The 25,599-nt window shown below is 66.0% G+C and carries 24 protein-coding genes; 12 read left to right on the top strand and 12 right to left on the bottom strand.

What is annotated here, in order from left to right:
- Window positions 1-386 precede the first annotated feature (386 nt).
- The 3 genes from fdxA to H7H34_RS20870 form a co-directional block, all read right to left on the bottom strand.
- A complete protein-coding gene (gene fdxA / locus H7H34_RS20880; RefSeq protein ID WP_067224455.1) occupies window positions 387-725 on the bottom strand; it encodes a ferredoxin FdxA in 339 nt (112 codons plus the stop codon).
- A gap of 324 nt (window positions 726-1,049) precedes the next feature.
- Entirely contained in the window at window positions 1,050-1,493 is a 444-nt protein-coding gene (locus H7H34_RS20875) for an RNA-binding S4 domain-containing protein (RefSeq protein WP_185926634.1), read from the bottom strand.
- A gap of 83 nt (window positions 1,494-1,576) precedes the next feature.
- Entirely contained in the window at window positions 1,577-4,696 is a 3,120-nt protein-coding gene (locus H7H34_RS20870; RefSeq protein ID WP_209006275.1) for a helicase-related protein, read from the bottom strand.
- A gap of 821 nt (window positions 4,697-5,517) precedes the next feature.
- On the opposite strand from H7H34_RS20870, the gene pyc reads away from it, so the two are divergent.
- Together pyc and H7H34_RS20860 are read left to right on the top strand one after the other, a co-directional pair.
- Window positions 5,518-8,985: a pyruvate carboxylase gene (gene pyc / locus H7H34_RS20865; RefSeq protein ID WP_185926320.1), complete on the top strand. Its 3,468-nt coding sequence runs from the start codon at window positions 5,518-5,520 to the stop codon at window positions 8,983-8,985.
- A 7-nt stretch (window positions 8,986-8,992) separates the two neighbouring features.
- A complete protein-coding gene (locus H7H34_RS20860) occupies window positions 8,993-10,201 on the top strand; it encodes a winged helix-turn-helix domain-containing protein (protein WP_185926319.1) in 1,209 nt (402 codons plus the stop codon).
- A 30-nt stretch (window positions 10,202-10,231) separates the two neighbouring features.
- On the opposite strand, the gene H7H34_RS20855 is transcribed toward H7H34_RS20860, so the two are convergent.
- Together H7H34_RS20855 and H7H34_RS20850 are read right to left on the bottom strand one after the other, a co-directional pair.
- Window positions 10,232-10,684: a baeRF12 domain-containing protein gene (locus H7H34_RS20855; protein ID WP_120269965.1), complete on the bottom strand. Its 453-nt coding sequence runs from the start codon at window positions 10,682-10,684 to the stop codon at window positions 10,232-10,234.
- Window positions 10,685-10,814: 130 nt separating this feature from the next.
- On the bottom strand, window positions 10,815-11,264 hold the full coding sequence (locus H7H34_RS20850; RefSeq protein ID WP_371811439.1) for a low molecular weight protein-tyrosine-phosphatase: 450 nt from the start codon (window positions 11,262-11,264) through the stop codon (window positions 10,815-10,817).
- Window positions 11,265-11,395: 131 nt separating this feature from the next.
- On the opposite strand from H7H34_RS20850, the gene H7H34_RS20845 reads away from it, so the two are divergent.
- Entirely contained in the window at window positions 11,396-11,689 is a 294-nt protein-coding gene (locus tag H7H34_RS20845) for a 4a-hydroxytetrahydrobiopterin dehydratase (protein WP_185926317.1), read from the top strand.
- Window positions 11,690-11,698: 9 nt separating this feature from the next.
- Here H7H34_RS20845 and H7H34_RS23795 read toward each other — a convergent pair whose 3' ends face one another.
- Complete coding sequence (locus H7H34_RS23795; RefSeq protein ID WP_120270214.1) at window positions 11,699-12,088, bottom strand: sulfurtransferase TusA family protein; 390 nt, start codon at window positions 12,086-12,088, stop codon at window positions 11,699-11,701.
- On the opposite strand from H7H34_RS23795, the gene H7H34_RS20835 reads away from it, so the two are divergent.
- The 5 genes from H7H34_RS20835 (at window position 12,048) to H7H34_RS20815 (ending at window position 15,871) form a co-directional block, all read left to right on the top strand.
- Entirely contained in the window at window positions 12,048-12,608 is a 561-nt protein-coding gene (locus H7H34_RS20835; protein ID WP_185926316.1) for a DUF924 family protein, read from the top strand. The two genes, H7H34_RS23795 and H7H34_RS20835, sit on opposite strands and share 41 nt — an antisense overlap.
- A gap of 356 nt (window positions 12,609-12,964) precedes the next feature.
- Complete coding sequence (locus H7H34_RS20830; RefSeq protein ID WP_120269969.1) at window positions 12,965-13,303, top strand: P-II family nitrogen regulator; 339 nt, start codon at window positions 12,965-12,967, stop codon at window positions 13,301-13,303.
- 23 nt (window positions 13,304-13,326) lie between these two features.
- A complete protein-coding gene (locus H7H34_RS20825) occupies window positions 13,327-14,670 on the top strand; it encodes an ammonium transporter (RefSeq protein WP_120269970.1) in 1,344 nt (447 codons plus the stop codon).
- Window positions 14,671-14,910: 240 nt separating this feature from the next.
- Window positions 14,911-15,336, top strand: coding sequence for a hypothetical protein (locus H7H34_RS20820; protein ID WP_185926315.1), 426 nt, complete (start codon window positions 14,911-14,913; stop codon window positions 15,334-15,336).
- Between the two features lie 268 nt (window positions 15,337-15,604).
- A complete protein-coding gene (locus tag H7H34_RS20815; protein ID WP_185926314.1) occupies window positions 15,605-15,871 on the top strand; it encodes a hypothetical protein in 267 nt (88 codons plus the stop codon).
- Between the two features lie 88 nt (window positions 15,872-15,959).
- On the opposite strand, the gene ggt is transcribed toward H7H34_RS20815, so the two are convergent.
- Window positions 15,960-17,552: a gamma-glutamyltransferase gene (ggt, locus tag H7H34_RS20810; RefSeq protein ID WP_185926313.1), complete on the bottom strand. Its 1,593-nt coding sequence runs from the start codon at window positions 17,550-17,552 to the stop codon at window positions 15,960-15,962.
- Between the two features lie 208 nt (window positions 17,553-17,760).
- Here ggt and H7H34_RS20805 point away from each other — a divergent pair, with 208 nt between their 5' ends.
- Window positions 17,761-18,195 carry a GlcG/HbpS family heme-binding protein gene (locus tag H7H34_RS20805; protein ID WP_120269974.1) on the top strand — a complete coding sequence of 145 codons (435 nt, stop codon included), beginning with the start codon at window positions 17,761-17,763 and terminating at the stop codon, window positions 18,193-18,195.
- 55 nt (window positions 18,196-18,250) lie between these two features.
- Here H7H34_RS20805 and phaR read toward each other — a convergent pair whose 3' ends face one another.
- Window positions 18,251-18,850, bottom strand: a complete 600-nt coding sequence (gene phaR, locus H7H34_RS20800; protein ID WP_185926312.1) for a polyhydroxyalkanoate synthesis repressor PhaR — start codon at window positions 18,848-18,850, stop codon at window positions 18,251-18,253.
- Between the two features lie 345 nt (window positions 18,851-19,195).
- Here phaR and H7H34_RS20795 point away from each other — a divergent pair, with 345 nt between their 5' ends.
- Entirely contained in the window at window positions 19,196-20,377 is a 1,182-nt protein-coding gene (locus H7H34_RS20795; RefSeq protein WP_120269976.1) for an acetyl-CoA C-acetyltransferase, read from the top strand.
- Between the two features lie 158 nt (window positions 20,378-20,535).
- Window positions 20,536-21,264 (top strand): acetoacetyl-CoA reductase, encoded by a 729-nt coding sequence (gene phbB / locus H7H34_RS20790; RefSeq protein WP_097174324.1) that lies wholly within the window; start codon window positions 20,536-20,538, stop codon window positions 21,262-21,264.
- 189 nt (window positions 21,265-21,453) lie between these two features.
- Here phbB and rpmF read toward each other — a convergent pair whose 3' ends face one another.
- The gene (gene rpmF, locus H7H34_RS20785; protein ID WP_067224425.1) at window positions 21,454-21,639 is read right to left on the bottom strand and encodes a 50S ribosomal protein L32; all 186 of its coding nucleotides are present in this window, start codon (window positions 21,637-21,639) and stop codon (window positions 21,454-21,456) included.
- Window positions 21,640-21,806: 167 nt separating this feature from the next.
- Window positions 21,807-22,526, bottom strand: a complete 720-nt coding sequence (gene mtgA / locus H7H34_RS20780; protein ID WP_185926311.1) for a monofunctional biosynthetic peptidoglycan transglycosylase — start codon at window positions 22,524-22,526, stop codon at window positions 21,807-21,809.
- Window positions 22,527-22,795: 269 nt separating this feature from the next.
- On the opposite strand from mtgA, the gene H7H34_RS20775 reads away from it, so the two are divergent.
- A complete protein-coding gene (locus tag H7H34_RS20775; protein WP_120270215.1) occupies window positions 22,796-23,647 on the top strand; it encodes a polyprenyl synthetase family protein in 852 nt (283 codons plus the stop codon).
- Between the two features lie 21 nt (window positions 23,648-23,668).
- Here the strand turns inward: H7H34_RS20775 and H7H34_RS20770 are convergent, their stop codons facing one another.
- Window positions 23,669-24,364, bottom strand: coding sequence for a hypothetical protein (locus tag H7H34_RS20770; RefSeq protein ID WP_209006274.1), 696 nt, complete (start codon window positions 24,362-24,364; stop codon window positions 23,669-23,671).
- Window positions 24,361-25,581: an argininosuccinate synthase gene (locus tag H7H34_RS20765; RefSeq protein WP_185926310.1), complete on the bottom strand. Its 1,221-nt coding sequence runs from the start codon at window positions 25,579-25,581 to the stop codon at window positions 24,361-24,363. The genes H7H34_RS20770 and H7H34_RS20765 overlap by 4 nt, the downstream gene beginning before the upstream one ends.
- Between the last annotated feature and the right edge of the window lie 18 nt (window positions 25,582-25,599).

Genomic DNA, 25,599 nt, shown 5'->3' with positions numbered 1-25,599 from the left:
TGCGGCCAGAAGCCGGGGGCGGCGCCTGATGCGTCGCCCATCCATGGAGAGAACGCACGTCCACCGGGCTTGTGGCAAGCCACAACCCGTCGGAGTTCGTTATTCGATGATCAGCCGACCGAACTCTGGTCTCGGATCAGTTCTAGGAGGGATGCCGCCCCCCTTCGCATGTGGCGAAGGGTTCGCAACCATAAAAAAACCTCCGCGTGGAGGGGAGACCACTGGTTCGATTACTGAGGAAAAGACTATAGCACAAAACTTGTGGATTTCAAAACGGGACCCGGCAGCCGGCCGAAACCGGCGCCGCAGTCGTCAGGGATAGCCGAGCGCCAAGGGCGCGCTCCGGGGATCGGACATGTCAAGAGCCGCGGGGCGGCGGCCGGGTCTCAGTCGCCCGAACCCGGCTCCGGAGAGAAATAGGCCTCGAGCTTGTTCGGCTTGCCGTCGAACTCCTCCGCCTCGGGCAATGCGTCCTTCTTGACCGTCAGGTTAGGCCACTTGGAAGCATATTCCGTGTTCAGCTCCAGCCACTTTTCCAGACCCGGCTCCGTGTCCGGCTTGATCGCATCGGCCGGGCATTCCGGCTCGCAGACGCCGCAGTCGATGCATTCGTCGGGATGGATGACGAGCATGTTCTCGCCTTCGTAGAAACAGTCGACCGGACAGACTTCGACGCAGTCGGTGTACTTGCACTTGATGCAGTTGTCCGTGACGATATAGGTCATCGCAGTCCTCTCGCGGCGCCATTCCTGCCGCCGACCGGCGGGCCATGCCGCTGCCGTGTCGCGGCCGTCAGATCGAGGCCCGGTCTCCGTTCCGCGGATGCAGTCCGATGCGGGATGCCGGCTTCCGTCCCGGACGAGAGACCGGAAGGGCGCCGGCCGGTGTGCGGGCGGTTATTGATGCCTGCGTACCGGGTTTGGCGATGGGCTTCAAGTTCGGAATATGTTGCCGATGATAGCTCCCGGAGAAGATTTTTCTCCGCAATTGAAGCGTCGCGCCGACGGACCGTGTGTCGCAGGGCAATGCGCGCAAGCACCTGAGCTGGCTCAGGCCTTGTCCGTGAGCCGGTCGATCTGACGCCGCTGGCGCTTGGTCGGACGGCCGCTGCCGCGTTCGCGCCTGCCGGGCGCCGGACCGTCTCGGCCGGCCGGGCCCGCCTTGGTCGTACCCGGGCTCGCGGTGTTCTCGTCCTCATCCTCGCCATCGTCGGAGATGGGCGATGCGTTGGGCGACGGATCCAGGTCCTGGTATAGCAACCGGGCTTCGGGTGCCGGACCGCGCCGCGTGCCGGGGGCCAGGACCTTCAGGACAAGGATCCGGTTTGCCACGGCGATGGTCAGGACATCGCCATGGCGGATCGCCTTGGCCGGCGCCTGAGCCTTGTCGCGGTTGACCCGCACATGGCCGCCATTCACCAGCTTCTGGGCAAGGCTGCGCGACTTCACGATCCGGGCAAACCAGAGCCACTTGTCGAGCCGCTGCGGCGTCATGTCCGCAGGCGGTGTGGCCGGTCCGGTGGTCGCGTTGTCGCTCACCCTTGCCGCAGTCCTCCGTCAGCCCTGCCGGTTTGCGGTCAGGAGCGTGGCTTCTTCTCCAGATCGGCCTTGAGAGCCGCCAGTTTCGCGAAGGGCGAATCCGGATCCATCTCGCGCGCCGGGCGTTCCGGCCTGGTGCCGCGCGGGCGCTGGTTGTCGGGACGCGAGCCTTCGTTCCGGCCCTTGCCGCCACCGCCGCCGCTGCGCTGCTGGTCAGGCCGGCCCTGCTGGCGGTTGCCGCCCTTGCCGAAGCCGCGTCCCTTGGTCCGCTGCTTCTGGCCCTGGCCCTGGCCTTGACCTTCGACGGCGTCGCCACCTGCTGCTTCCTGGCGCCGGCCGCCGCGCTGGGCGCCCTGCGGGCGACGGTCGCGCCGGCCTGGCCGCCAGATTTCGATGGCGACCGTTTCGGTGGCAGTCTCGGCGGGCGTCGTCTCCGAAGCGACCGCGTCTGCCGCCTCTGCATGAGCTTCGGCATCCGGCTCCGCAGGAGCTGCGGCGGCTTCTGCCGCTTCCGGCTCGGCGTCTACCGGAGCTGCGGCCTGCTCGTCCGCAGACGTTTCCGTCTCTGCCTCAGCCTCGACTACCGGGGTTTCGCTCACAGGTGCCTCGGGCGCTGCGGCATCCGCAGTCGCGGCAACCGGGCGCGTGACTTCGCGGGTCTCGGAGCGATAGCCCAGCGACTTCAGCACGGCGGAGAAGTCCTCGCCGGCACAGCCGAGCAGCGACGTCATCGCCACCGTGACGGTGAAGCCGCCGCCTTCGGCAACCGCGCCCTCGGGCGGGGCCACTTCCGCGTCCAGCGGCTTCCAGGCCAGAAGCGGGCGGATCAGGTCGGCCAGACGCTCGAGAATGTCGATGCGCACGGCGCGCGGCCCGCAGACGCGGAAGCCGACGACCTTGTACAGCGCCTTGGAAATCTCCGGGTCGACCGTGATCGAGGTGCGGCCCGAGGCCGACAGCTGGGGCAGCTCGGAGAGGCCTGGCATGTCTGGCTCGCCGTGCTTGAGCGCCCAGAGCTGGGCAATCAGGCGGCTCGGGGCCGGCTTCAGCAGTGCGGGCACGAAGATGTGGTAGGCGCCGAAGCGCACGCCCAGGCGGCGCAAGCCGGCGCGCATCGTCTGGTCCAGCTGGCGGACGTCCTCGGCGATCTCGGACCGCTCGAGAATGCCGAGCGCCTCGACCAGGCGGAAGGCGATGCCGCGGGCAAGCCCCTCAAGGCCTTCCCCGATCTCCAGATCGCGCAGCGGCTTCAGCACGGTGTCGATATGCGTGCGCAGCCACAGAACGAGGCGCGCCTCGACCTTCTCGCGGTCGGCCGCGTCGAGGCTGTCCTCGCACAGGACGATGAGGCCCGGGGTCAGCACCGTCCCGCCGGAGATCACGCGGCCGACGATCTCGCCGTGCCAACGCAGAGCCCCGTCGGAGGCAAGCGCGAAGTCCTCGTTGGCGCCGCGCGAAAGGCGGTCGGCGCGCTGGGTAAGCTCGCTGGCCAGGGCCTTCTGGGCCGCCGTGCGCAGGGCCTTGACGTCAGGGCCGTCAGCCGAGGGATCCGGTGCAAAGCGGAAGCCCTGCAGTTGTCCGACATGCTGTCCTTCGACAAGCACGTCCCCTGCCGATGTAATTTCCGCTTCAAGCATCGCGTTCTCTCTCAGCCGTCGCATCAATACGCTCGTCCGCCGGTCGACGAAGCGCTGGGTGAGCCTGTCGTGCAATGCGTCGGACAGACGGTCTTCTACGCCGCGCGTCACGCCTTGCCAATGGGCGGGATCCGCAAGCCAGTCGCCACGGTTAGCAACAAAGGTCCAGGTGCGGATATGTGCAATGCGGTTCGCCAGCGTATCGATGTCGCCGTCGACGCGGTCGGCGAAGGCGACCTGGCGGGCAAACCAGTCGTCAGGAACGACCCCGTTACGGGTCAGATGGGCATAGAGCCCGGCGATCAGGTCGGCGTGGTTGGCCGGCGCGATCTTGCGGTAATCGGGGACCTGGCACACGTCCCAGAGCAGGCGAACCCGCTCTGGCGTCGCGGCGACCCGGCGGATGGCCTCATCGCGCAGGGCATGGTCGAAGGCCGTCTCGTCGGCCGAGGGAGGGGCTCGCGTCAAGCCCTGTTCGCGCGGCGGTTCGTCCAGCGTGCGGCGCAGGCTCTCGACACTGTCGAAGTCGAGGGCGCGGTTGCGCCACTGGAACACCTTGAGCGCATCGAAGCGGTGGCTTTCCAGCGCTTCGACCAGTTCCTCGTCGAAAGGATCGACCCGGCCGGTGACACCGAACGTGCCGTCGCGGGTGTGGCGACCGGCACGTCCGCCGATCTGGCCCATCTCGGCCGGCGTCAGCATGCGATACTGGTAGCCGTCGAACTTGCGGATGCCGGCAAAGGCGATGTGGTCGACGTCGAGATTGAGGCCCATGCCGATCGCGTCGGTGGCGATCAGGTGCTCCACGTCGCCATTCTGGAACAACTCGACCTGGGCATTGCGCGTGCGCGGGCTGAGCGAGCCGAGAACGACGGCGGCGCCGCCATGCTGGCGGCGAATCAGCTCGGCGATCGCATAGACCTCCGAGGAGGAGAAGGCGACCACGGCCGAGCGGGCGGGCAGGCGGGTGATCTTCTTCTGGCCCGAATAGGCCAGGATCGACATGCGCGGCCGGGTGACCACGTTGAGACCCGGCAACAAGCGCTCGAGCAACGGGCGCGCCGTCGCCGAGCCGAGAAGCAGGGTCTCCAGCGTTCCGCGCATGTTGAGAATGCGGTCGGTGAAGACGTGGCCGCGTTCCAGATCGCCCGCGAGCTGAACCTCGTCGATGGCAACGAAGTCGACCACGAGATCGAGCGGCATGGCCTCCACCGTCGACACCCAGTAGCGGGTATCGGAGGGGATGATCTTTTCCTCGCCCGTGACCAGCGCCACCTTGTCGACGCCGACACGCTCGGTGATGCGGCCATAGACCTCGCGCGCAAGAAGGCGCAGCGGCAGGCCGATGATGCCGGTTTCGCGGGCGATCATCCGCTCGATGGCGAGGTGGGTCTTGCCGGTATTGGTCGGGCCAAGCACCGCCGTGACCGTCCGCGCGCGCGCCTGCGGCGGCAGCGTGGTCCAGGTGGGGGCGGAGTAGCCCCCGGCCGAAAACGGCCTCGATTGTCTGGAATGAAGCATTGGCTGCAGCTGTGCTGTGCGATCCGTGCCACGGCGAAAGCCGCCGAGATCCGTTGCTAAGTAGAACCGCGCGACGGGAAGGCGCCCGGGTCCGGAGAGGTCTTGCGGCGGAAGCTTCGGGCGACCGCAAGCCCGTTAACCTGAGAGGTAGCACAGTCTGCGCGGGGCTGTCGCCTGCTGTTTTCCGCAAGGGGCGAGGGGGTGCAGACGGCGTGGCGAACCGACTTGCGGCTGTCGCCGGACGGGCTCGAAAATCGGGGGCGGGCAGGCCCGAAAAAGGGTGAACAGAACGAGTCCTGAACAAAGCCGGACCGAATCGATGACTCCGGGAGATTCAGGTTTCGTTCCCTACGAGATGTTGTGTGGACGGTCTGATGTAGGGCGAAATCGTGAATCTGCTCAAGGATTTGCGCCATTCGATTCGGATCCGGACGAATTTGCGCCGGCGGCTCGAAAGCTTTCGATATCGTTAATCGGATCATTAAAATTTACGGGGCCGAATTCATCAAACGGCGAAACCGCGAACGAAGCCTGTCCGAATCGCTGACTGGATATTGTTCCTGATATGTTCCTGGCGTATGTTGTGGCTCGGCGCGGGCAGCCGACTGGATGATGAGGATGCGACGAGTGCGTTGCCGAGGTCCGATCGACGCGCGTTAACATCTTCGTTTCATTACGGGACGGTTTGCCGACTGCTATTTGCCGGGCCTATCGGGCCTCTCGTCCCTGCCGTCTTCCCTTGTTGCGGTGCAGCAGCTAGAACGCGGTGACGCTAAGGCACGGACGGCCCTGCGGGTCGTCCATCAGGAGGAGGGGCTGACTTGGCTATTCGGAAGATTCTCGTTGCCAACCGCTCGGAGATCGCGATCCGCATTTTCCGTGCGGCGAACGAACTGGGCATGCGGACCGTTGCCGTCTATGCGGAGCAGGACAAGCTCGCGCTGCATCGGTTCAAGGCCGACGAGGCTTACCAGATCGGCCGCGGCCCTCAGCTACCCGAACCGCTCGGTCCGATCGAGGCCTATCTGTCCATCCCGGAGATCCTGCGCGTCGCTAAGGCGGCTGGGGCGGACGCCATTCATCCCGGCTATGGCTTCCTGTCGGAAAGCCCGGAATTCGCCGAGGCCTGCGCCGAAGCCGGTATCGTCTTCATCGGGCCTTCGCCGGAGACCATGCGCCGGCTCGGCAACAAGGTTGCGGCCCGCAATCTGGCCATCGAGGCCGGGGTGCCGGTGATGCCGGCGACGGATCCGCTGCCCGACGACATGGGCGACGTGCGCCGCCTCGCCGCCGGGATCGGCTATCCGGTGATGCTCAAGGCATCCTGGGGCGGCGGCGGTCGTGGCATGCGCGTCATTCGCGACGAGGAGGCGTTGCTGCGCGATGTGGCGGCGGCCAAGCGCGAGGCCAAGGCGGCCTTTGGCAAGGATGAGATCTATCTCGAGAAGCTGGTGGAGCGGGCGCGGCATGTCGAGGTGCAGATCCTCGGCGATGCGCACGGCAACCTGGTGCATCTGTTCGAGCGCGACTGCTCGATCCAGCGACGTCACCAGAAGGTCGTTGAGCGGGCGCCGGCTCCCTATCTCGACGCGGATCAGCGCGCAGAACTGAGCGAGTACGGATTGAGGATCGGCCGGGCAGCGCACTATCGCGGTGCCGGCACCGTCGAGTTCCTGATGGATGCCGACACTGGCCGCTTCTATTTCATCGAGGTGAACCCGCGCGTGCAGGTTGAGCATACGGTGACCGAGGAGGTCACCGGCATCGACATCGTCAAGGCGCAGATCCGTATCGCGGCAGGCGCGATGATCGGCGAGCCGGCCTCCGGCGTGCCGGTACAGGAGGAGATCCGGCTGAACGGCCACGCGCTCCAGTGCCGTATCACCACCGAGGATCCGGAGCAGAACTTCATTCCCGACTACGGCCGGATCACCGCCTATCGCGGGGCCACCGGCTTCGGCATCCGGCTCGATGGCGGCACGGCCTATTCGGGGGCGGTGATCACCCGCTTCTACGATCCCTTGCTGGAAAAGGTGACGGCCTGGGCGCCGACCGCGGAAGAGGCCGCGCAGCGCATGGACCGTGCCTTGCGCGAATTCCGCATCCGCGGCGTGGCGACCAATCTGGTGTTCCTGGAGAACGTCATCGGGCATCCGGACTTCCGGGCCAACAGCTACACGACGCGCTTCATCGACGAGACGCCGGCCCTGTTCCTCCAGGTCACACGCCGGGACCGGGCCACCAAGCTGCTCACCTATATTGCCGACGTCACGGTCAACGGCCACCCGGAGACCCGCAACCGGCCGCAGCCCCTCGCGGATGCGCCCGCACCTGTTGCGCCGGTCTATGAGGGCGAGATCCGCAAGGGCACCAAGCAGCTTCTCGACGAGCTCGGCCCGCAGGGCTTCGCCGACTGGATGAAGGCGGAGCGGCGCGCGCTGGTTACCGACACGACCATGCGCGATGCGCACCAGTCGCTGCTTGCGACCCGCATGCGCAGCTTCGACATCGTAGCGGTGGCGGACTCCTATGCGCGCGGCCTGCCGCAGCTGTTCTCGCTGGAATGCTGGGGCGGGGCCACGTTCGACGTCGCCATGCGCTTCCTCACCGAGGATCCCTGGGAGCGGCTGAGGGCCGTGCGCGAGCGCGTGCCCAACATCCTGCTGCAGATGCTGCTGCGCGGCGCAAACGGCGTCGGCTACGCCAACTATCCCGACAATGTGGTCCGCGATTTCGTCTCCCGCGCCGCCGAGAACGGCATCGACCTGTTCCGCGTTTTCGACTGCCTCAACTGGGTGGAGAACATGCGCGTCTCGCTCGATGCGGTGATCGAGGCGGACAAGCTGTGCGAGGGAACGATCTGCTACACCGGCGACCTGCTGGATGCGGCGCGGCCGAAATACGACCTTGCCTACTACGTGAAGCTGGCGAAGGAGCTGGAGCGGGCCGGCTGCCACATTCTCGGCGTCAAGGACATGGCCGGCCTGATGAAGCCGGAGGCGGCGCGGCGCCTGTTCTCCGCTCTGAGGCAGGAAATCGGCCTGCCGATCCACTTCCACACCCACGACACGTCCGGCATTTCCGCCGCGACGGTGCTGGCCGCGGTGGAGGCCGGGGTCGATGCGGTCGATGCCGCCATGGATGCCTTCTCCGGCCTGACCTCGCAGCCGGCGCTGGGCTCGCTTGCCGCGGCCTTGCGCGACGGACCGCGCGACACAGGGCTGGATGCGCGTGCCATTCGCGAGATCTCCTTTTACTGGGAGGCGGCGCGGGCGCAGTACCGGGCCTTCGAGAGCGACCTCAAGGCGCCGGCTTCGGAAGTCTATCTGCACGAGATGCCGGGTGGCCAGTTCACCAACCTGAAGGAACAGGCCCGTTCGCTGGGCCTGGAAACCCGGTGGCACGAGGTGGCGCAGGCCTATCACGACGTCAACATGATGTTCGGCGACATCGTCAAGGTGACGCCGTCGTCGAAGGTGGTCGGCGATATGGCGCTGATGATGGTGGCGCAGGGGCTGTCGGTGGCCGATGTGATGGCACCGGACAAGGACGTCGCCTTTCCCGAGAGCGTCGTCCAGATGATGCGCGGCGATCTCGGCCAGTCCCCCGGCGGATGGCCGAAGGACATCCAGTCCAAGGTACTGAAGGGCGAGACCCCGATCACCGTGCGCCCCGGCTCGCTGCTTGCAGCCGATGATCTCGCCGCCCGTCGCAAGGAAGCGGCGGAAAAGACCGGCGGCGAGATCTCCGATACCGATCTCGCCTCCTACCTGATGTATCCGAAGGTCTTCACCGACTTTGCCGCCGCGAGAGACCGCTACGGTCCGGTCAACGTGCTGCCGACGCCGGTTTATTTCTACGGCCTTCCGGCCGGCGAGGAGATGATGATCGACCTGGAGCCCGGCAAGACGCTGGTCGTGCGCACCCAGGCTATCGGCGAGACGGACGAGAATGGTGAGTGCAAGGTGTTCTTCGAGCTCAATGGCCAGCCGCGCATCATCAAGGTGCCGGACCGGGCGCATGGAGCAGCCGGGGCCGCGGCACGGCGCAAGGTCGAGGACGGCAATGCTGCCCATGTCGGGGCGCCGATGCCGGGTGTCATTTCCACTGTCGCGGTGAAGGCGGGACAAAGCGTGTCGCCGGGCGACGTGCTGGTATCGATCGAGGCGATGAAGATGGAAACGGCGCTCCATGCCGACCGTGCGGGCACGGTGGTAGAGGTGCTGGCGACGCCGGGCCAGCAGGTCGACGCGAAGGACCTGCTGGTGGTCTTCGAGGCTGAGGGCTGATGCGCCGATGGTGCTGAGGATCGCCGCTGCCGACCTGCGCCGGGTGTTCCTGCACCTGCAGGGCCTGTCCGATGCCCCCTCGCGGCGCCTCGGGCAGGCGGAGCTGTGCGATCTCATCGACCGGCTCGGCTTCGTGCAGGTCGACAGCATCAACACGGTGACGCGCGCCCACCATCAGATCCTGTTCTCCCGCAACCAGACCTACCGGGAACCGCAGCTGACCAGGCTGCTGGAGCGGGACCGGGCGTTGTTCGAGAACTGGACGCACGATGCAGCGGTGATCCCGTCCGGTGCCTATCCCTACTGGCGCCACCGCTTCGCGCGCCAGAAGGAGCGGCTGAAGGCGCGCTGGACCAACTGGCACGGGCACGACTTCCATGGCGAGATCGACCGGGTTCGCGACCACGTGCGGGTGAACGGTCCTTCGCGGGGCCGGGATTTCGATGGGGATCGCATCCGCAAGGAGCCCGGCTGGTGGAACTGGCAGCCGGGCAAGACGGCGCTGGAATATCTGTGGCGGACCGGCGAGATCGCCGTCACGGCGCGGGACAATTTCGCCAAGATCTACGACTTGTCGGAACGGGTGATCCCACGCGAGCACTTTGAGCAGGAAGTCGGCCACGAGGCCTTTGTCGACTGGGCCTGCCGCGAGGCCTTGCAGCGGCTGGGCGTCGGCACGTCCGGCGAGATTGCCGCCTTCTACGACCTTGTTTCGCCGGAAGAGGCGAAAGCCTGGTGCACGCAGGAGACCGGAAAATCCGTCCTGCCGGTGGAGATCGATTTCGGTCCCGGTCAGCCGAAGCGCGCCAGCGTCGCGCGGCCGGACATCGCCTCTCTGTTGGCTGATGCGCCGGAGCCGCCGGCGCGCATTCGCACCCTCAGCCCGTTCGACCCGGTGTTGCGGGACCGCAAGCGGGCCGAGCGGTTGTTCGGCTTCTTCTACCGGATCGAGGTCTTCGTTCCGGCTCCCAAGCGCACCTACGGCTACTATGTCTATCCGGTGATGGAGAAGGACCGGATGATCGGCCGGGTCGACATGATCTGCCGGCGTGCGGAAGGGGAGCTGTTCGTGACGGCGTTCTGGCCGGAGCCGGGCGTGCGGCTGGGTGAGGGGCGGCTTGCTCGCCTGGAGGCGGAGTTCGCCCGCATGGCCCGCTTCACCGGAATGGAGCGGGTGGTATTTGCCGACGGCTGGCGGCGCGAGCCCTTGGGCTGACGCGCCGCCGCTGCCGCTACAAACCTTCGATCAGTTCTTGGTGGAAAGGATCCGCTCGATCTCGTCGGGCGGATGGCCGGTCAGCGTCTTGTCGACCTCGGCGACCACTCGGCTTGCCACTTCCTTGTGAAAGGCCTTGCGCAGATCGCCGAGTGTCACCGGCGGGGCAACGACGACGAGCTTGGAGAAGCGGCCCTTGTGCGCCTCCTTGTAGAGCGTATCGGCAATGCGGCTGGCGAAGCGGTGCTTTTCGATCATGTGCCAGTCGGTCGGCTCCATGGCGCTGCGATGCGGGCCGGGGCCGTCACTGCGCCGCCCGGGCGCGTCCGTTCCCTGATCCGACGTTTGCGGGTTCTCCTGCTCCAGGACCCTCAGGACCTCAAGATTGGGATAGTCCGCGTCGCCCTGGTTGCGGAAGAACAGTGCCTTCTCGCCATCTCCGACCAGAACCCAGCTGTCGTGCTCGATGCGCAGACCGCTCATAGCAGGCCTCCTTTCGTGACGTTTCGGCCCGTCCGGACGGCGGCCACCTTGCCGGTTGCCAGCCCTGAACGGGATCCCCGCCCCAAGAGACACGTAGGTACGCTTGTCGTCGGTTTGAATGGGGGCAGCGTCAGAGACTTCCAGAAAGTTCGGAGACCAGGGCGGCGCACCCTTCGTCCAGCATGCGGAAGACGTGATCGAACCCGTCGGGACCGCCATAGTAGGGGTCGGGCACGTCACGATCGAGAAAGCGGCGTATTTCCGCCCGCGATCCGGCGGTAGCGCGGGCGTGAAGTTCGGAGAGATTGTCGTCATCCATGGCCAGGATCATGTCGAATGTCTCGAAGTCGGCCGGAGCCACCTGTCGGGCGCGCTGACTCGTGAGATCGATGCCGTTTCGGGCGGCGACCGCGATGGAGCGCGGATCCGGTGTCTTGCCGGTGTGCCAGGAGGCCGTGCCGGCGCTGTCGACGGAGACGGCAGCGGAGAGGCCGGCGGCCTCGATGCGATGGCGCAGGATGCCCTCGGCCAGCGGCGAGCGGCAGATGTTGCCAAGGCAGACGAACAGGATTGCGGTCACAAGGCCTCCTTGCCGGGCGAATGGTCCGCCGGCGGGCGTTCGAGTGGGGCGGTTGTCATGGCTGGCAAGGCATGATCCCTTGAGCGGGGAGAAGCTGTCGAGGGCTGCCGCCATATTTGCAGGAGATCGCCATGACCGAGAAACTGTCGCCCGAAGCCCGCTCCGATGCGCTTGCCGAGTTGTCGGGTTGGCGTGAGGTGGAGGGGCGTGATGCGATTACCAGGAGCTTCGTCTTCAAGGATTTCAACGAAGCTTTCGGTTTCATGACGCGGGTGGCTCTCGTTGCGGAGAAGATGAACCACCACCCTGAATGGTTCAATGTGTACAGGACGGTGGAGGTTGTGCTGTCCACCCATGATGCTGGTGGTCTCAGCGACCTCGATATACGGCTCGCGCGGAAGATGGACGCGCTTGCCCAGGGGTGACCTTTGGTGTCAGCCACGCTCCAGCAGAAAGACGTGCACCTCGTCCTCATCGGTCTCGCGCGCGATCAGCTTGTGCCCCGCCTCTTGGCAGAAATGCGGGATGTCGATCACGGACATCGGGTCGGTCGACAGCACGCGCACCCGTGCACCCGCCTTCAGACCGGTTATGGCCTTGCGGGTCTTGAGGACCGGAAGCGGGCATTTCAGCCCCTTGAGGTCCAACTCCAGATCGACCTTGTCCAACGCGCGCTCCCCGCCGATATGAGAGGGCAGGCTGGCATGATGCCCGCGTGCCCTCGCTTTTCGTCCATCCTCTGCCTGTGGCCAGGTGGGTGGATCCTCAATCAGACAGGAGAATATGCCCGTGACCAGCAGCGGCAAGCCCGAGGCGATCGACATTCTGGATTTCTGGTGGACGGCGGGGCCTGCGAAGTGGTTCACGCGTGACGATGACTTCGACACGAAGATCCGCGAGCAATTCGCTCCGCTTGTCGAAGAGGCGCGGGACGGGGCCTTGGACGAATGGGCGCAGACGCCGCATGGCGCGCTCGCCCTGTTGCTCCTGCTCGACCAGTTTCCGCGAAACCTGTTTCGCGGCGATGCGCTGGCCTTTGCGTCCGACGAGCGGGCGCGCCGCATCGCCCGGGCGGCGGTTGACGCCGGCTTCGACCGTGCGTTCCCGAAGGCGGCGCGCCCTTTCTTCTACCTGCCGTTCGAGCACTCCGAGGAGATGTCCGATCAGGAGCGCAGCGTCGACCTGTTCCGTCGTCACGGCGAAGAGCAGGCCTATCTCTATGCCCTGATCCATCTGGACGTGATCAGGCGGTTCGGCCGGTTCCCCCATCGCAACCTGGCACTGGGCCGCGAGACGACGGCAGCGGAAGCAGCCTATCTGGCTGATGGCGGCTTTAGCGCCTGATCGGATTGCCCAAAACTTGTGCACATAATTTAGCCACATCCGGTTGTCGGATGTGGCTATTTTTTGTGCAAATCCTGTGGGGGCGGAAAGCGTCGTTCGCTCCGTCGCAGGCGATCTCGAGGCTAGTATTTATCTATTTGTAAACATTGGCTTTCTGGAAATTCCCGACGTTGCTTTCCGGTGCTTTTTTGCGCCGCAGCACGAGTTGGCACGCTCCTTGATACCTGAGAGCCGGCGTTAAACGGATCGCCCGGTTGTCAGGCCCTGCCGGCAACCTCCGGTCCGCCAAATCCAGCCGAAACGCGCCTGCCGCAACGGGCCGGGGAAGCGAAGCAGGGAAAGGAACGGAAGCGAGCATGAAAATCGTGATGGCCATCATCAAGCCGTTCAAGCTCGACGAGGTGCGCGACGCCCTCACGAGCATCGGCGTTCAGGGACTGACGGTGACCGAGGTCAAGGGCTACGGGCGGCAGAAGGGGCACACGGAAATCTATCGTGGCACCGAATACGCCGTGAGCTTCCTGCCCAAGCTGAAGATCGAGGTCGCGGTCACCTCGGAGCTCGCCGACAAGGTGGTCGAGGCGATCGCCACTGCCGCCAAGACCGGCCAGATCGGCGACGGCAAGATCTTCGTCTACGCGCTCGACCAGGTTCAGCGCATCCGCACCGGCGAAACCGACGCCACCGCGCTTTGATCCATTCGAGCAGGGGAATTCCAATGAAAACAACTCTGAAGCTTGTCGGAACGGCCTCGCTTGCGCTTCTCGCGGCGGCTGGTACGGCTTTCGCGCAGGACACGGCTGCTGCTGCTCCCGAAGCCCCGCAGTTCGCGCTGGCCTCCGAAACGGCCTATATCTTCAACACGCTGCTGTTCCTCATCGGCGGCTTCCTGGTCATGTGGATGGCGGCCGGTTTCGCCATGCTCGAGGCCGGCATGGTCCGCGCCAAGAACGTCTCCATGCAGTGCCTGAAGAACATCACGCTGTACTCGATCGCCGGCCTGATGTTCTGGATCACCGGTTACAACCTGATGTACACGGGCGTCGACGGCGGCTACCTCGGCTCCTTCGGCCCGTACGCCTTTGACGCGGTCGGCGGCAATGCCCTCGACACGGGCTACTCGACCGCTTCCGACTGGTACTTCCAGATGGTCTTCTGCGCCACCACGGCCTCGATCGTCTCCGGTACCCTGGCCGAGCGTATCAAGCTGTGGCCCTTCCTGATCTTTACCGTCGTCCTGACCGGCTTCATCTATCCGATCGCCGGCTCCTGGAAGTGGGGTGCGGGCTGGCTCGACGGCATGGGCTTCTCCGACTTTGCCGGTTCCACGCTCGTCCACTCGGTCGGCGGTTGGGCAGCGCTCGCCGGTGCCCTGGTGCTCGGCGCCCGTAACGGCAAGTACACGGCCAATGGCGTCCACCCGATGCCGGGTTCGTCCATGCCGCTCGCGACCCTCGGCACGTTCATCCTGTGGCTCGGCTGGTTCGGCTTCAACGGCGCCTCGCAGCTCGCCATGGGCACCATCGCTGACGTGACCGACGTCTCTCGCATCTTCGCCAACACCAACATGGCGGCTGCCGCCGGCGTGGTCGTGGCGGTGATCCTGACGCAGGTGCTCTACAAGAAGGTCGACGTGACGATGGCCCTGAACGGTGCGCTTGCCGGTCTGGTCTCCATCACCGCCGAGCCGCTCGCCCCGTCCGTCTGGCAGGCCGTGTTCGTGGGTGCCGTCGGTGGCGTGATCGTGGTCTTCACCGTGCCGCTGCTCGACAAGCTGAAGATCGACGACGTCGTCGGTGCGATCCCGGTCCACCTCGTGGCCGGCATCTGGGGCACGCTGATCGTGCCGCTGTCCAACAGCGATGCGTCCTACTCGGTCCAGATCATCGGCATCGTCGCCTACGGCGTGTTCGCCTTCGTCATCAGCCTGGTGGTCTGGCTGATCCTGAAGTCGACGATCGGTATCCGCGCTTCGGCCGAGGAAGAGGCCCTTGGTCTCGACAAGGCCGAGGTCGGCATCGAGGCCTATCCGGAATTCGGTCAGGGCAGCCAGCGCGTCTGAGCCCTTCCGACCCATCTCCCGAAGCAGCCGGCGTGACCGACGGCTGCACCTTGAAGCCCGGGGCTGTCTGCCCCGGGCTTTTTTCGTGCCGGATCGCGGCGGTATTGTTGCCTGGCGAGATCCTGCCGGTCATCTTCGCTTCTGGTCCGGTTTGCGCGATTCGCCCGTCCGGCCGCCGGTGCAAGCAGCAGCCAGGCGGCGTCGGCATGGGCCCCGTGCCGGATGCAACGAGGACACGTCATGCCGCTCATCGCTTCGATCCCGCTCACCGTGTTGCCGCTGGTCGTCTACAACGTGCTGGCTTTCAGCCTTCTCGGGGGTGCCGGCACGCCCTGGGCCGGTCCGGTGATGACCATTGATCTCGTGTCGGGTGCCAGCTTTTCGCTGCTGGGCGGCGACCTGATGATCCTGTGCGCGCTGGTGCTGCTTTTCGTCGAGCTGCTCAAGGCGACCCGCACGGGCGTCTCGGCCTTGACCGACCACATCTTCTCGACGCTCGTCCTCATTGCCTATCTGGTCGAGTTCCTGACGGTTCGCGAGGCCGCGACGTCGGTCTTCTTCATCCTGATGTGTGTTTCTCTGGTCGACGTGATCGCGGGTTTCTCGATCACCATCACGGGCGCTCGCCGCGACTTCGGAGTTTCCAACGGCGATACCTATCGCTAGTCGGCGACACGGGCCCCGGTTACAAAAGACGGCAAAGCGTTGTTTTTCGCCGCCAGGAAGTCGGGGAGAAACCGTGGATTCAGTCTGCCCCTACGTTAAAAGTTAACAAAAGGTTATCGCCTGGCACGGCATTTGCGCTAAATTCCCTAGGAACAACGCCAATGTATCAAATTGGCACGCCTGGGAGGCGGAAATGCGGATCGAGCAGGGCAGACGTCCCGCAGCAGGACCAAGAGAGAGCCGACGGGTCGCAGATGCGGCCCCGTCCATGGCTGTCGGCGGGCCTGCGTCAGGCTCCACCGCGCGGGCAGTTGTGCCGGTTGCGCCCGTCAGCGAACCGCGAGCTGACCGTTTCGCCCGTCTCTATCGCCCGGATGCCGCCTTTCTGGCCCAGCTGATCGCCATGCGCGAACATGTTCCGCAGATGCGGGTCAGGCGGCGGGCCGCTCCTGATCAGGCGATCGACGCCTACAGGGTTGCAGAGCGCCAGCCGCGCATGGCGGCTCCCGGGCGGGTTCTGGCCGTCAGCCGCTGACGGGCACCTTCCGTCCTGACCCCGAGAGACAAAAGGCCCGCGCGATGTGTCGCGCGGGCCTTTTTGCGTTCGCCTTGTGCTTGCCGGCTCAATAGCCGATAGCGCAGCCGTCTTTGCGCGGGTCGGAACCGCCGATCAGCACGCCACGGCTGCGGTCGATGAGGATCGCCTGTCCGCCGCCAATTGCCTCCTGGACGAGGTCGACCTGGTGACCGAGCTTGCGCAGCCCGTCCAGCGTCTCTTGCGGCACGTGGCGTTCGGCCTGGAGCACGTGAGTGGTCTCGTCGAAGAACATGCGCGGAGCGTCGATGGCCTCCTGCGGGTCCATGCCGAAATCGACGATGTTGCTCAGCACATGGGCATGGCCGCAGGGCTGGTAGCCGCCACCCATCACGCCGAAGGAGAGGTACGGACGGCCGTCCTTCATCGCCATGGCCGGAATGATCGTGTGCAACGGCCGCTTGCCGCCGTCGATACAGTTCGGATGTCCCGGTTCCAGGCGGAAGCAGGCGCCGCGGTTCTGCAGCATGACACCGCTCTTCGGCGCGCAGATGCCCGATCCGAAGCTCTTGTAGACGGAATTGATGAAGGAGACGGCCATGCCTTCGCCGTCGACCACCGTGAGATAGATCGTGTCGGACGAGGGGCCGAGCAGGGCAGGCGGAATCTCCGGAATGCGGGCCGTCGGGGAGATCCGTGCCGCCAGCCGGTCGAGATAGGCGGGGGACAGGAAGGCGTCCGGTCCGTGCTGCATGTGGTCGGGATCGGCGAGAAACAGGTCGCGCACCGAATAGGCGAGCCGGCCGGCCTCCAGCTCGAGATGGAAGCGGGTTGTGCCAAGCGGATCGAGAGAGGCGAGATCGAAGCGTTCCAGCAGCCCCAGCATGACCAGCGCAATGAAGCCCTGGCCGTTGGGCGGCAGCTCGGCCACGTCGATGCCGCGATAGGACCGGATCACCGGCGGCATCGGCAGGGTGGTCATGCCGGCGAGATCGTCGAGGCTCATCAGGCCGCCGCGCGCGGCCAGCGTGTCGACGATATCGCGGGCGACCTCGCCTTCGTAAAAGCCGGAAGGGCCTTCCGAGGCGATCTTCTGCAGGGTGCGTGCCAGCGCCGGCTGGCGGATGATGTCGCCTGCCTTGGGCGCGGCGCCGCCGAAGAGATAGCTTTCCCGCGCGCCGGGGTCGGCGGCGAGCTTCGGCACTGCCAGCGCCCAGTCATGGGCAACGCGCGGTGCCACCGGATAGCCGTCTCTGGCATAGGAGATCGCGCGCTTGAGCACCTCGGCGAAACCGCGGCGGCCATGGGCGGAAAGCAGGTCGTGCCAGGCGCGAATGGCACCGGGCACGGTGACGGAGTGAGGGCCTTGCGGATCGATGCTGGTGACCCCCAGCTCGGCGAGGCGTGCCGGCGTTGCCGCCTTGGGGGCCGGTCCCGATCCGTTGATGCCGTGGATGGACCCGTCGGGGCGCGCGACGATGGCGAAACAGTCGCCGCCGATCCCGGTCATCTGCGGCTCGACGACCGCAAGCACCGCCGAGGCGGCCACGGCGGCGTCGACAGCATTGCCCCCGGCCTGCAACATTTCCAGTGCGGCCGCACTCGCCAGCGGATGCGAGGTTGCCGCCATCGCGGTGGTGGCATGGACGCAGGAGCGTCCCGGAGCATGGAAGTCGCGCATCGCCTGTCCTTAGTTCTGGCGCCGGGCCGCAGATCCGGGGACCGTGGTCGGCGCAAGTGTCGTCATATGGGAAGGTCCGCCGGTCGGCGGGAGGATTTTCGTCCCCAGGGAACGAGTGCTTGTCGTTCTTGTCCGTTGGTGGCAAGCGGTGACACTGCTAGCCATGGTTCTGCAAGATTATCGGATGCCGGCACGGAGACCATAGAAAATGAGCAAACTGACCCTTTCCAGCGCGGAAAAGATTGTCGATACGGCACTCGCCAAGGGTGCGGAACTCGGCCTCAAGCCGCTCACCGTCGCTGTTCTCGATGCCGGCGGCCACCTCGTCGCGCTCAAGCGCCAGGATGGTTCCTCGATCCTGCGTCCGCAGGTGGCAAGCGGCAAGGCTTACGGGGCGATTGCCGTGGGGGCCGGTTCGCGCTGGCTCGACGAGAACGCCAAGACGCGTCCGCATTTCGTGCAGGCCCTGAACGGCGTGGCGGGTGGCGCCATCGTTCCGGTACCGGGCGGCGTGCTGATTCGCGCTGGCGAGGGCGGCGAGATCCTCGGCGCCGTCGGCATCAGCGGCGACACCTCGGACAATGACGAGGCCTGTGCGGTGGCGGGGATCGAAGCGGCCGGCTTCAGCGCCGACCGCGGGTGAACGAAGGTCGGGCAAAGCGCCCGGCCACCATTTTTTTGACGTGTCTGGTGGCGGTCTACTCGCGGCCGCCGCCGGCGATGGCGTCGATCTTCTTCTGCATGTCGGCCAGCTGCTTCTTGAGCGCGTCGAGATCGTCGGCGCTGGCAGGACCCGCTCCCTTGGCGGGATCGACCGGCCGGGGCTGCCCTTCCGCGTCCTTGCCCGGACCGAACGGCAGGAACATGCGCATGGCCCGGTCGAAAATCTCGGCGTTGCGCTTCACCTGGTCTTCGATCGCATCGAAGGCGGTGGAGCCGAAGGCATTGGCCATCTGCTCCCGCATCCTGTCCTGCTCCCTGGTGAGCGAGGACATGGAGAAGTCGAGATAGGACGGCACGACGTTCTGCATGCTGTCGCCGTAAAAACGGATCAGCTGACGCAGGAACGTGATCGGCAGCAGGTTCTGCCCCTTGTTCTCTTGCTCGAAGATGATCTGGGTGAGCACGGAGCGGGTGATGTCGTCGCCGGTCTTGGCGTCGTAGACGACGAAATCCTCTTCGTCCTTCACCATCAGGGCGAGGTCTTCCAGCGTTACATATGTGCTGGTCCCGGTGTTGTAGAGACGCCGGTTTGCGTATTTCTTGATGATGGTCGGCTCGGTGGTCTTTGTAGCCATATCGGTTTTCAGATCCCGGCTTCGCGCCCCGGCCCGCAAGCCGTTGCGGCATTCCTCCCTGGGTCGCGGCGGTAGATCGACCTGCCTCTTCCGCGACTTTGTCCTGACGCACGATAAGCCAATCGTAGGCGGGCGCACCACCGTTTTGTCAAACTTGTCAGGCAGCGCCCCGACTGCACCGAAAGGATGACCTTGAGAGCGGGAAAATCGCCGGTGGCTAAGGGGTGTTGCGGTTGACACTTGGCGGGCGGGCGTCTCTAGTTTGCGAGATACGCGCAGGCAGCCGAACAACAACCAGGGGATTGCTCGCGCCAGGGGAGGTCCGGTTTTTCGGGAGATCATGAAATGAGCGCATCCACCGACGTCGTCATCGTCAGCGCAACGCGCACTGCTGTCGGGTCCTTCAATGGTGCCTTCGCGAACACGCCCGCCCACGAGCTCGGCGCCGTGGCGATCCGTTCTGCACTCGAGCGCGCCTCCGTTGCCGCCGCCGATGTCGACGAGGTCGTGTTCGGCCAGGTGCTGACGGCTGGCCAGGGCCAGAACCCCGCTCGCCAGGCCGCCATTCTCGCCGGCATTCCCGACAGCGCCACGGCCTGGGTTCTGAACCAGGTCTGCGGTTCGGGCCTGCGCACCGTCGCCATCGCCATGCAGCAGATTGCGGCGGGCGATGCGTCCATCATCGTTGCCGGCGGCCAGGAAAACATGTCGCTGTCGCCGCACTGCGCCCATATGCGCGCCGGCTACAAGATGGGCGACTACAAGATGATCGACACGATGATCAAGGACGGCCTGTGGGACGCCTTCAACGGCTACCACATGGGTCAGACCGCGGAGAACGTTGCCGAGAAGTGGCAGATTTCGCGCGAGCAGCAGGACGAGTTTGCCGTCGCCTCGCAGAACAAGGCGGAAGCTGCGCAGAAGGCCGGCCGCTTCAAGGACGAGATCACGCCGGTGACGATCAAGGAGCGCAAGGGCGACCGGATCGTCGAGGAGGACGAGTATATCCGCCACGGCGCCAGCCTCGACAGCATGGCCAAGCTGCGCCCGGCCTTCGCCAAGGAAGGCTCGGTCACGGCGGGCAATGCGTCCGGCATCAATGACGGTGCCGCGGCTCTGGTCGTGATGAGCGCGGCCGAGGCGGCCCGCCGCGGCCTGACCCCGCTGGCGCGGGTTGCCTCCTGGGCCACTGCCGGTGTCGATCCGACGATCATGGGCTCCGGTCCGATCCCGGCCTCGCGCAAGGCGCTGGCCAAAGCCGGCTGGAAGGTCGAGGACCTCGACCTCGTTGAGGCCAACGAGGCCTTCGCCGCCCAGGCCTGCGCGGTGAACAAGGACATGGGCTGGAACCCGGACATCGTGAACGTCAACGGCGGTGCCATTGCCATCGGCCATCCGATCGGCGCTTCGGGCGCACGCGTGCTCGTCACGCTGCTGCACGAGATGGCGCGCCGCGACGCGAAAAAGGGCCTGGCGACGCTGTGCATCGGCGGCGGCATGGGCGTAGCGCTCTGCGTGGAGCGTTGACCACGATTTGATGACGGCCGCTTGATGCCGATCAAGGCACGGGCGGCCGGCATCGGCTGGATTGCGGGTGGGCCGGATCGGGCTTCTGCCGGCAACCGGCGGACCGGGCCAGTCAGCGGCGGCTGGTGCGGCAGCGCAAGCTGAACGGGAGGAAGTGAATGAGCAATGTGGCAATCGTTACGGGCGGTACGCGGGGCATTGGCGCTGCGATCTCCAAGGGCCTGAAGGCTGCCGGCTACACGGTGGCGGCGACCTATGCCGGCAACACCGAGAAGGCCGAGGCATTCAAGGCCGAGACCGGCATCCACGTCTACAAGTGGGATGTGTCCGATGCCGAGGCGTGCAACCAGGGTGTGGGCCAGGTGGTTTCCGACCTCGGTGCCGTGGAGGTGCTCGTCAACAACGCAGGCATCACCCGTGACGGCTGGTTCCACAAGATGGACTTCGAGCAGTGGTCGGCGGTGATCCGCACCAATCTCGATTCCATGTTCACCATGACCCGTCCGGTCATCGACGGCATGCGCGAGCGCGGTCACGGCCGCATCATCAACATCTCGTCCATAAACGGGCAGAAGGGCCAGCTCGGGCAGACCAACTACTCGGCCGCGAAGGCCGGCGTGATCGGTTTCACCAAGGCACTGGCATCCGAGAATGCCCGCAAGGGCATCACGGTCAACGCCATCTGCCCGGGCTACATCGACACCGACATGGTGGCAGCCGTCCCGGAGAAGGTGCTGGAGGGGATCATCGCCGGCATTCCGGTCGGCCGGCTCGGACAGGCAGAGGAGATCGCGGCTGCGGTCGCTTATCTCGCCTCGAAGGAAGCTGCGTTCATGACTGGTGCCGTGCTGACCATCAACGGCGGCCAGTACTACGCCAACGGCTGATCGCACGCGCGAGCGAACAGGATTTCGAAAGGGCCCGTGCCTCGGCAGGGGCCTTTTTTTGCTGACGCTCGCATGAGAGGTATCACGGCTACCGTCGGATCTTAGAACGCCAAACGAAAAAGGCCGGCGCTTGCGCACCGGCCTTTTTTTCGCGTTTTCCCGGGCAGCCGCGTTGCGGCCGCCTCAGGATCACACGTCGTCCTTCACCGCCAGGATCTGGCGGCCCCGGTACATGCCCGTCTTCAGGTCGACGTGATGCGGGCGGCGAAGTTCGCCCGAATCCTTGTCCTCGACATAGGTCGGCTGCTTCAGGGCGTCCGCGGAGCGACGCGCGCCGCGCTTCATGCGCGTGGTTTTTCTCTTCGGAACGGCCATTGTCGTACTCTCCGTCGTGCAATATCCCGCGAAACCCGGACCGGGTCAGCCCGGGGCGTGGGTCTACACGGTGTGCAGGAATGGCGGGCTTATACCGGACCTTTTGCCGCTTTGCCAGCCCGAAAGTCAGAAATTTTGTCGTCTGCGGGCGATTCTTTACGTCGCGATCAGGGGCCGAAACCCGGGATGCATTCCAGATGTGGTTCGATTGCCGCTGCCCGGCCGCGATTGATCCGCGCGAGCCGGTCGTGGCCGGGGCGCGGGCGTGCCGGATTGCGAGCCAGCGGGTTGGGCAGTGCGGTGGCCAGGCGCGCCGCTTCCGTGCGGTCGAGGTCCTTGGCGGGCTTGCCGAACCAGGCCTGCGAGGCGGCTTCCGCCCCGAAAACGCCTTCGCCCCATTCGGCGATGTTGAGGTAGATTTCCAGGATCCGCCGCTTGGTCAGCATGGCGTCGATCATCAGCGCCAGCGGCAGCTCCACCGCCTTGCGGACATAGCTGCGGTCGTTCCAGAGGAACAGGTTCTTGGCGACCTGCATGGTGATGGTCGACGCGCCGCGCACGCCGTCGCCCTCGTTCAGGGCGGCGATCTGGCTTTCCAGCGCCTCCCAGTCGATGCCGCCATGCTGGCAGAACCGGGCATCCTCCGAGGCGACGACCGAGCGCACGAGATGAGGGGAGATATCGTCCAGTGACACGTAGTCGCGGTCGACCCACAGGCCCTGCACATAGCGGGCCAGCATCAGCGTGCTGACGGGGGGCACGACAGCCCAGAGCAGCGTCAGGACGGGTGGCAGCAGCAGGACGACCAGAAGCGCGCGCAGCACGATCCGCCGCAAGCGCCCGCCGCGCGCCCGTCGCGTCTCGCTCCTGACTTCGCCTTCGCTCATTCGCCCCCGCAGTCCGTCTCGCCGACCCTTCGGCGCACGGTGCCACACCGCGGCGCCGGAATACAGGCTGGCGATGCGTCAGACAACAGACCGTTGGCCGCCGGCGCCGGATCGTCCCTCGAGGTGGTTGACCTTCGCCGGGTTTTTCGACACTGAGGCGGAGCGCCGGCGGATCGACGCCGGCACCCGTTCCTCAAGGTTTTTCGGAGCTGCCCGTGACCGCCGATGCCGCAGACCAGCTTGCCGCCGATGCCGGGCGGTTCGAGGCAATGCTCGAGACGCTGCTTGCCTCGCAGCCGGCCGACGGAGAGCCTGCACGCCCCGGCCGACTTATCGAGGCGATGCGCTACGCTGCGCTCGGCGGCGGCAAGCGGCTGCGCCCGGGCCTGATGATCGCGGCTGCGAGGCTGTTCGACCGCGACGACGCAGGCGTGCTCGTGGCAGCCGCCGCCCTTGAGTGCATCCACTGCTATTCGCTCGTCCACGACGACCTGCCGGCGATGGACGACGACGATCTTCGTCGTGGCCAGCCGACGGTTCACCGTGCCTTCGACGAAGCGACGGCGATCCTTGCCGGTGACGCGCTGTTGACGCTCGCCTTCGATCTCGTCGCCGATCCGCGCGTGCACGCGGATGCGGGCGTCCGGCTTGCGGCCTCGCGCGATCTGGCGCGCGCCGCCGGGGTCGGCGGCATGGCTGGCGGACAGATGCTGGATCTGGCGGCCGAGCACAGCTCGCTCGGCGAAGCGGATATCCGCCTGCTGCAGTCGATGAAGACCGGGGCGCTGATCCGCTATGCGGCGCGCACCGGCGCGCGGCTTGCCGGGGCGTCGGCCAAGGATATCGAGCGGCTGACCCGGTTCGGCGAGGTGATCGGCCTTGCGTTCCAGCTGGCCGACGACCTGCTCGATGTCGAAGGCGATGCGGCTGCGCTCGGCAAGGCCGCCGGGAAGGACGCGGCTGCCGGCAAGGCGACCCTGGTGGCGCTCAAGGGCGCCGAGTGGACGCGCGCGGAGCTGTCCCGTCTGGTCGGCGAGGCGGAGACGCTGCTTGCTCCCTATGGCACCCGGGCGGCTGAGCTCGCCGGCCTTGCCCGCTTCGTTGCCGTCCGCGATCGCTGAGGTTCCGGCCGGGGCCGGGTTTTACCCCAGAAAGGCACGCATGTGGAAGCTGCCTGCTTCTTCCGACTGCGCGTGCGCGCGGCCGAAGAGGCAGGCACGCCTTGCAATGCAGCCGGCATGGCAGGGTGCGGCAGGATTCGCCCGCAGATAGGCCAGACAGCGCGGCACGTCGTATCCTGTCTGCGACAGTGCACCAGCCGGGCAGGCGGACATGCAGGGCGTGTTGGAGCAGGTCGGGCAGGGGCCTTGTTCGGGCAAGGATTCGGGCACGGCCATCGGCTCCGGCGACAGGAGGGCGGCGCGCAGTCCTGTCCAGGGGCCGAACTCACGATGTGCAAGAACCCCCATCGGCGACCGCGAGAAACCGCCTGCCTTCAGTGTCCAGCGCTGGAAGGGATGGTAAGGAGGACCGTCGAAGGGAAAGACGATGCCGAGCCCTTCGCTGCCGGCCAGCCCGGTCAGAACCCGGCGGGTGAAGCGGTCCAACGGGTCCGGCAGGCCGTCGATGGCTTCCGGACTGGTGCCGAAGATTTCGAAGAGTGGATTGGAGAGGCTGCCGACGACGAGCACCGCGCGGGCAGCATGTCCGGCTCTTGCGCCGGGCACCGCATCGTCCGGGGCGGGCGCGAACTGGCCGAGCAGGCAAAACCCGGCGCGAGCGAGCCTGTCGCCGAGACCGGCGATCCAGGCTGCATCCCGCGCCGGGTGCGTTTTCACTTCAGACGGTCGCGCTTGGCCAGGGTCCGCAGGCGCAGGGCGTTCAGGCGGATGAAGCCTGCCGCGTCCTTCTGGTCATAGGCGCCGCGATCGTCCTCGAACGTCACCAGCTCCTCGGAGTAGAGCGAGTAGGGCGACTGGCGACCGACGACGATGACGTTACCCTTGTAGAGCTTGAGGCGGACCTCGCCGGCGACCTTTTCCTGGCTCTTATCGATGGCGGCCTGCAGCATCTCGCGCTCCGGAGAGAACCAGAAGCCGTTGTAGATGAGCTCCGCATAGCGCGGCATCAGCTCGTCCTTCAGGTGGCTGGCGCCGCGGTCGAGAGTGATCGACTCGATCGCCCGGTGGGCGGTGAGCAGGATCGTGCCGCCCGGCGTCTCGTAGACGCCGCGCGACTTCATGCCGACGAAGCGGTTCTCGACGAGGTCGAGGCGGCCGATGCCGTTTTCGCGGCCATACTCGTTCAGCTTGGCGAAGAGGGTTGCCGGCGACAGCTTCTCGCCGTTGAGCGACACGGCGTCGCCCTTCTCGAAGCCGATGGTGATCTCGGTCGGGACGTCCGGCGCTTCCATCGGATCGACGGTGCGCTGGTAGACATATGCCGGCGGCTCTTCCCACGGGTCCTCGAGGACCTTACCCTCGGACGACGAGTGCAGCATGTTGGCGTCGACCGAGAACGGTGCCTCGCCGCGCTTGTCCTTCGGCACCGGGATCTGGTGCTGCTCGGCGAACTCGATGAGGTCGGTCCGGGACTTGAACGTCCAGTCGCGCCACGGCGCGATGACCTTGATGTCCGGGTCAAGCGCATAGGCGGACAGCTCGAAGCGGACCTGATCGTTGCCCTTGCCGGTGGCGCCATGGGCGATCGCGTCGGCGCCGGTCTCGTGGGCGATCTCGATCAGCCGCTTGGAGATCAGCGGACGGGCGATTGAGGTGCCGAGCAGGTAGACGCCCTCGTAGACCGCATTGGCACGGAACATCGGGAAGACGAAGTCGCGGATGAATTCCTCGCGCAAATCGTCGATGTGGATTTCCTTGATGCCGAGCAGCTCTGCCTTGTTGCGTGCCGGCTCCAGTTCCTCGCCCTGGCCGAGGTCGGCGGTGAAGGTCACCACCTCGCAGCCGTATTCGGTCTGCAGCCACTTCAGGATGATCGAGGTATCGAGGCCGCCGGAATAGGCGAGCACCACCTTCTTGATGTCTTTGTGTGCCATGGGGTCCGTAGTCCAGTC

The organism is Stappia sp. 28M-7 (assembly GCF_014252955.1).
Taxonomy (GTDB): domain Bacteria; phylum Pseudomonadota; class Alphaproteobacteria; order Rhizobiales; family Stappiaceae; genus Stappia.
The sequence above is the reverse complement of the archived record's forward strand: the minus strand, read 5'-3'. Positions and strand labels throughout refer to the sequence as shown.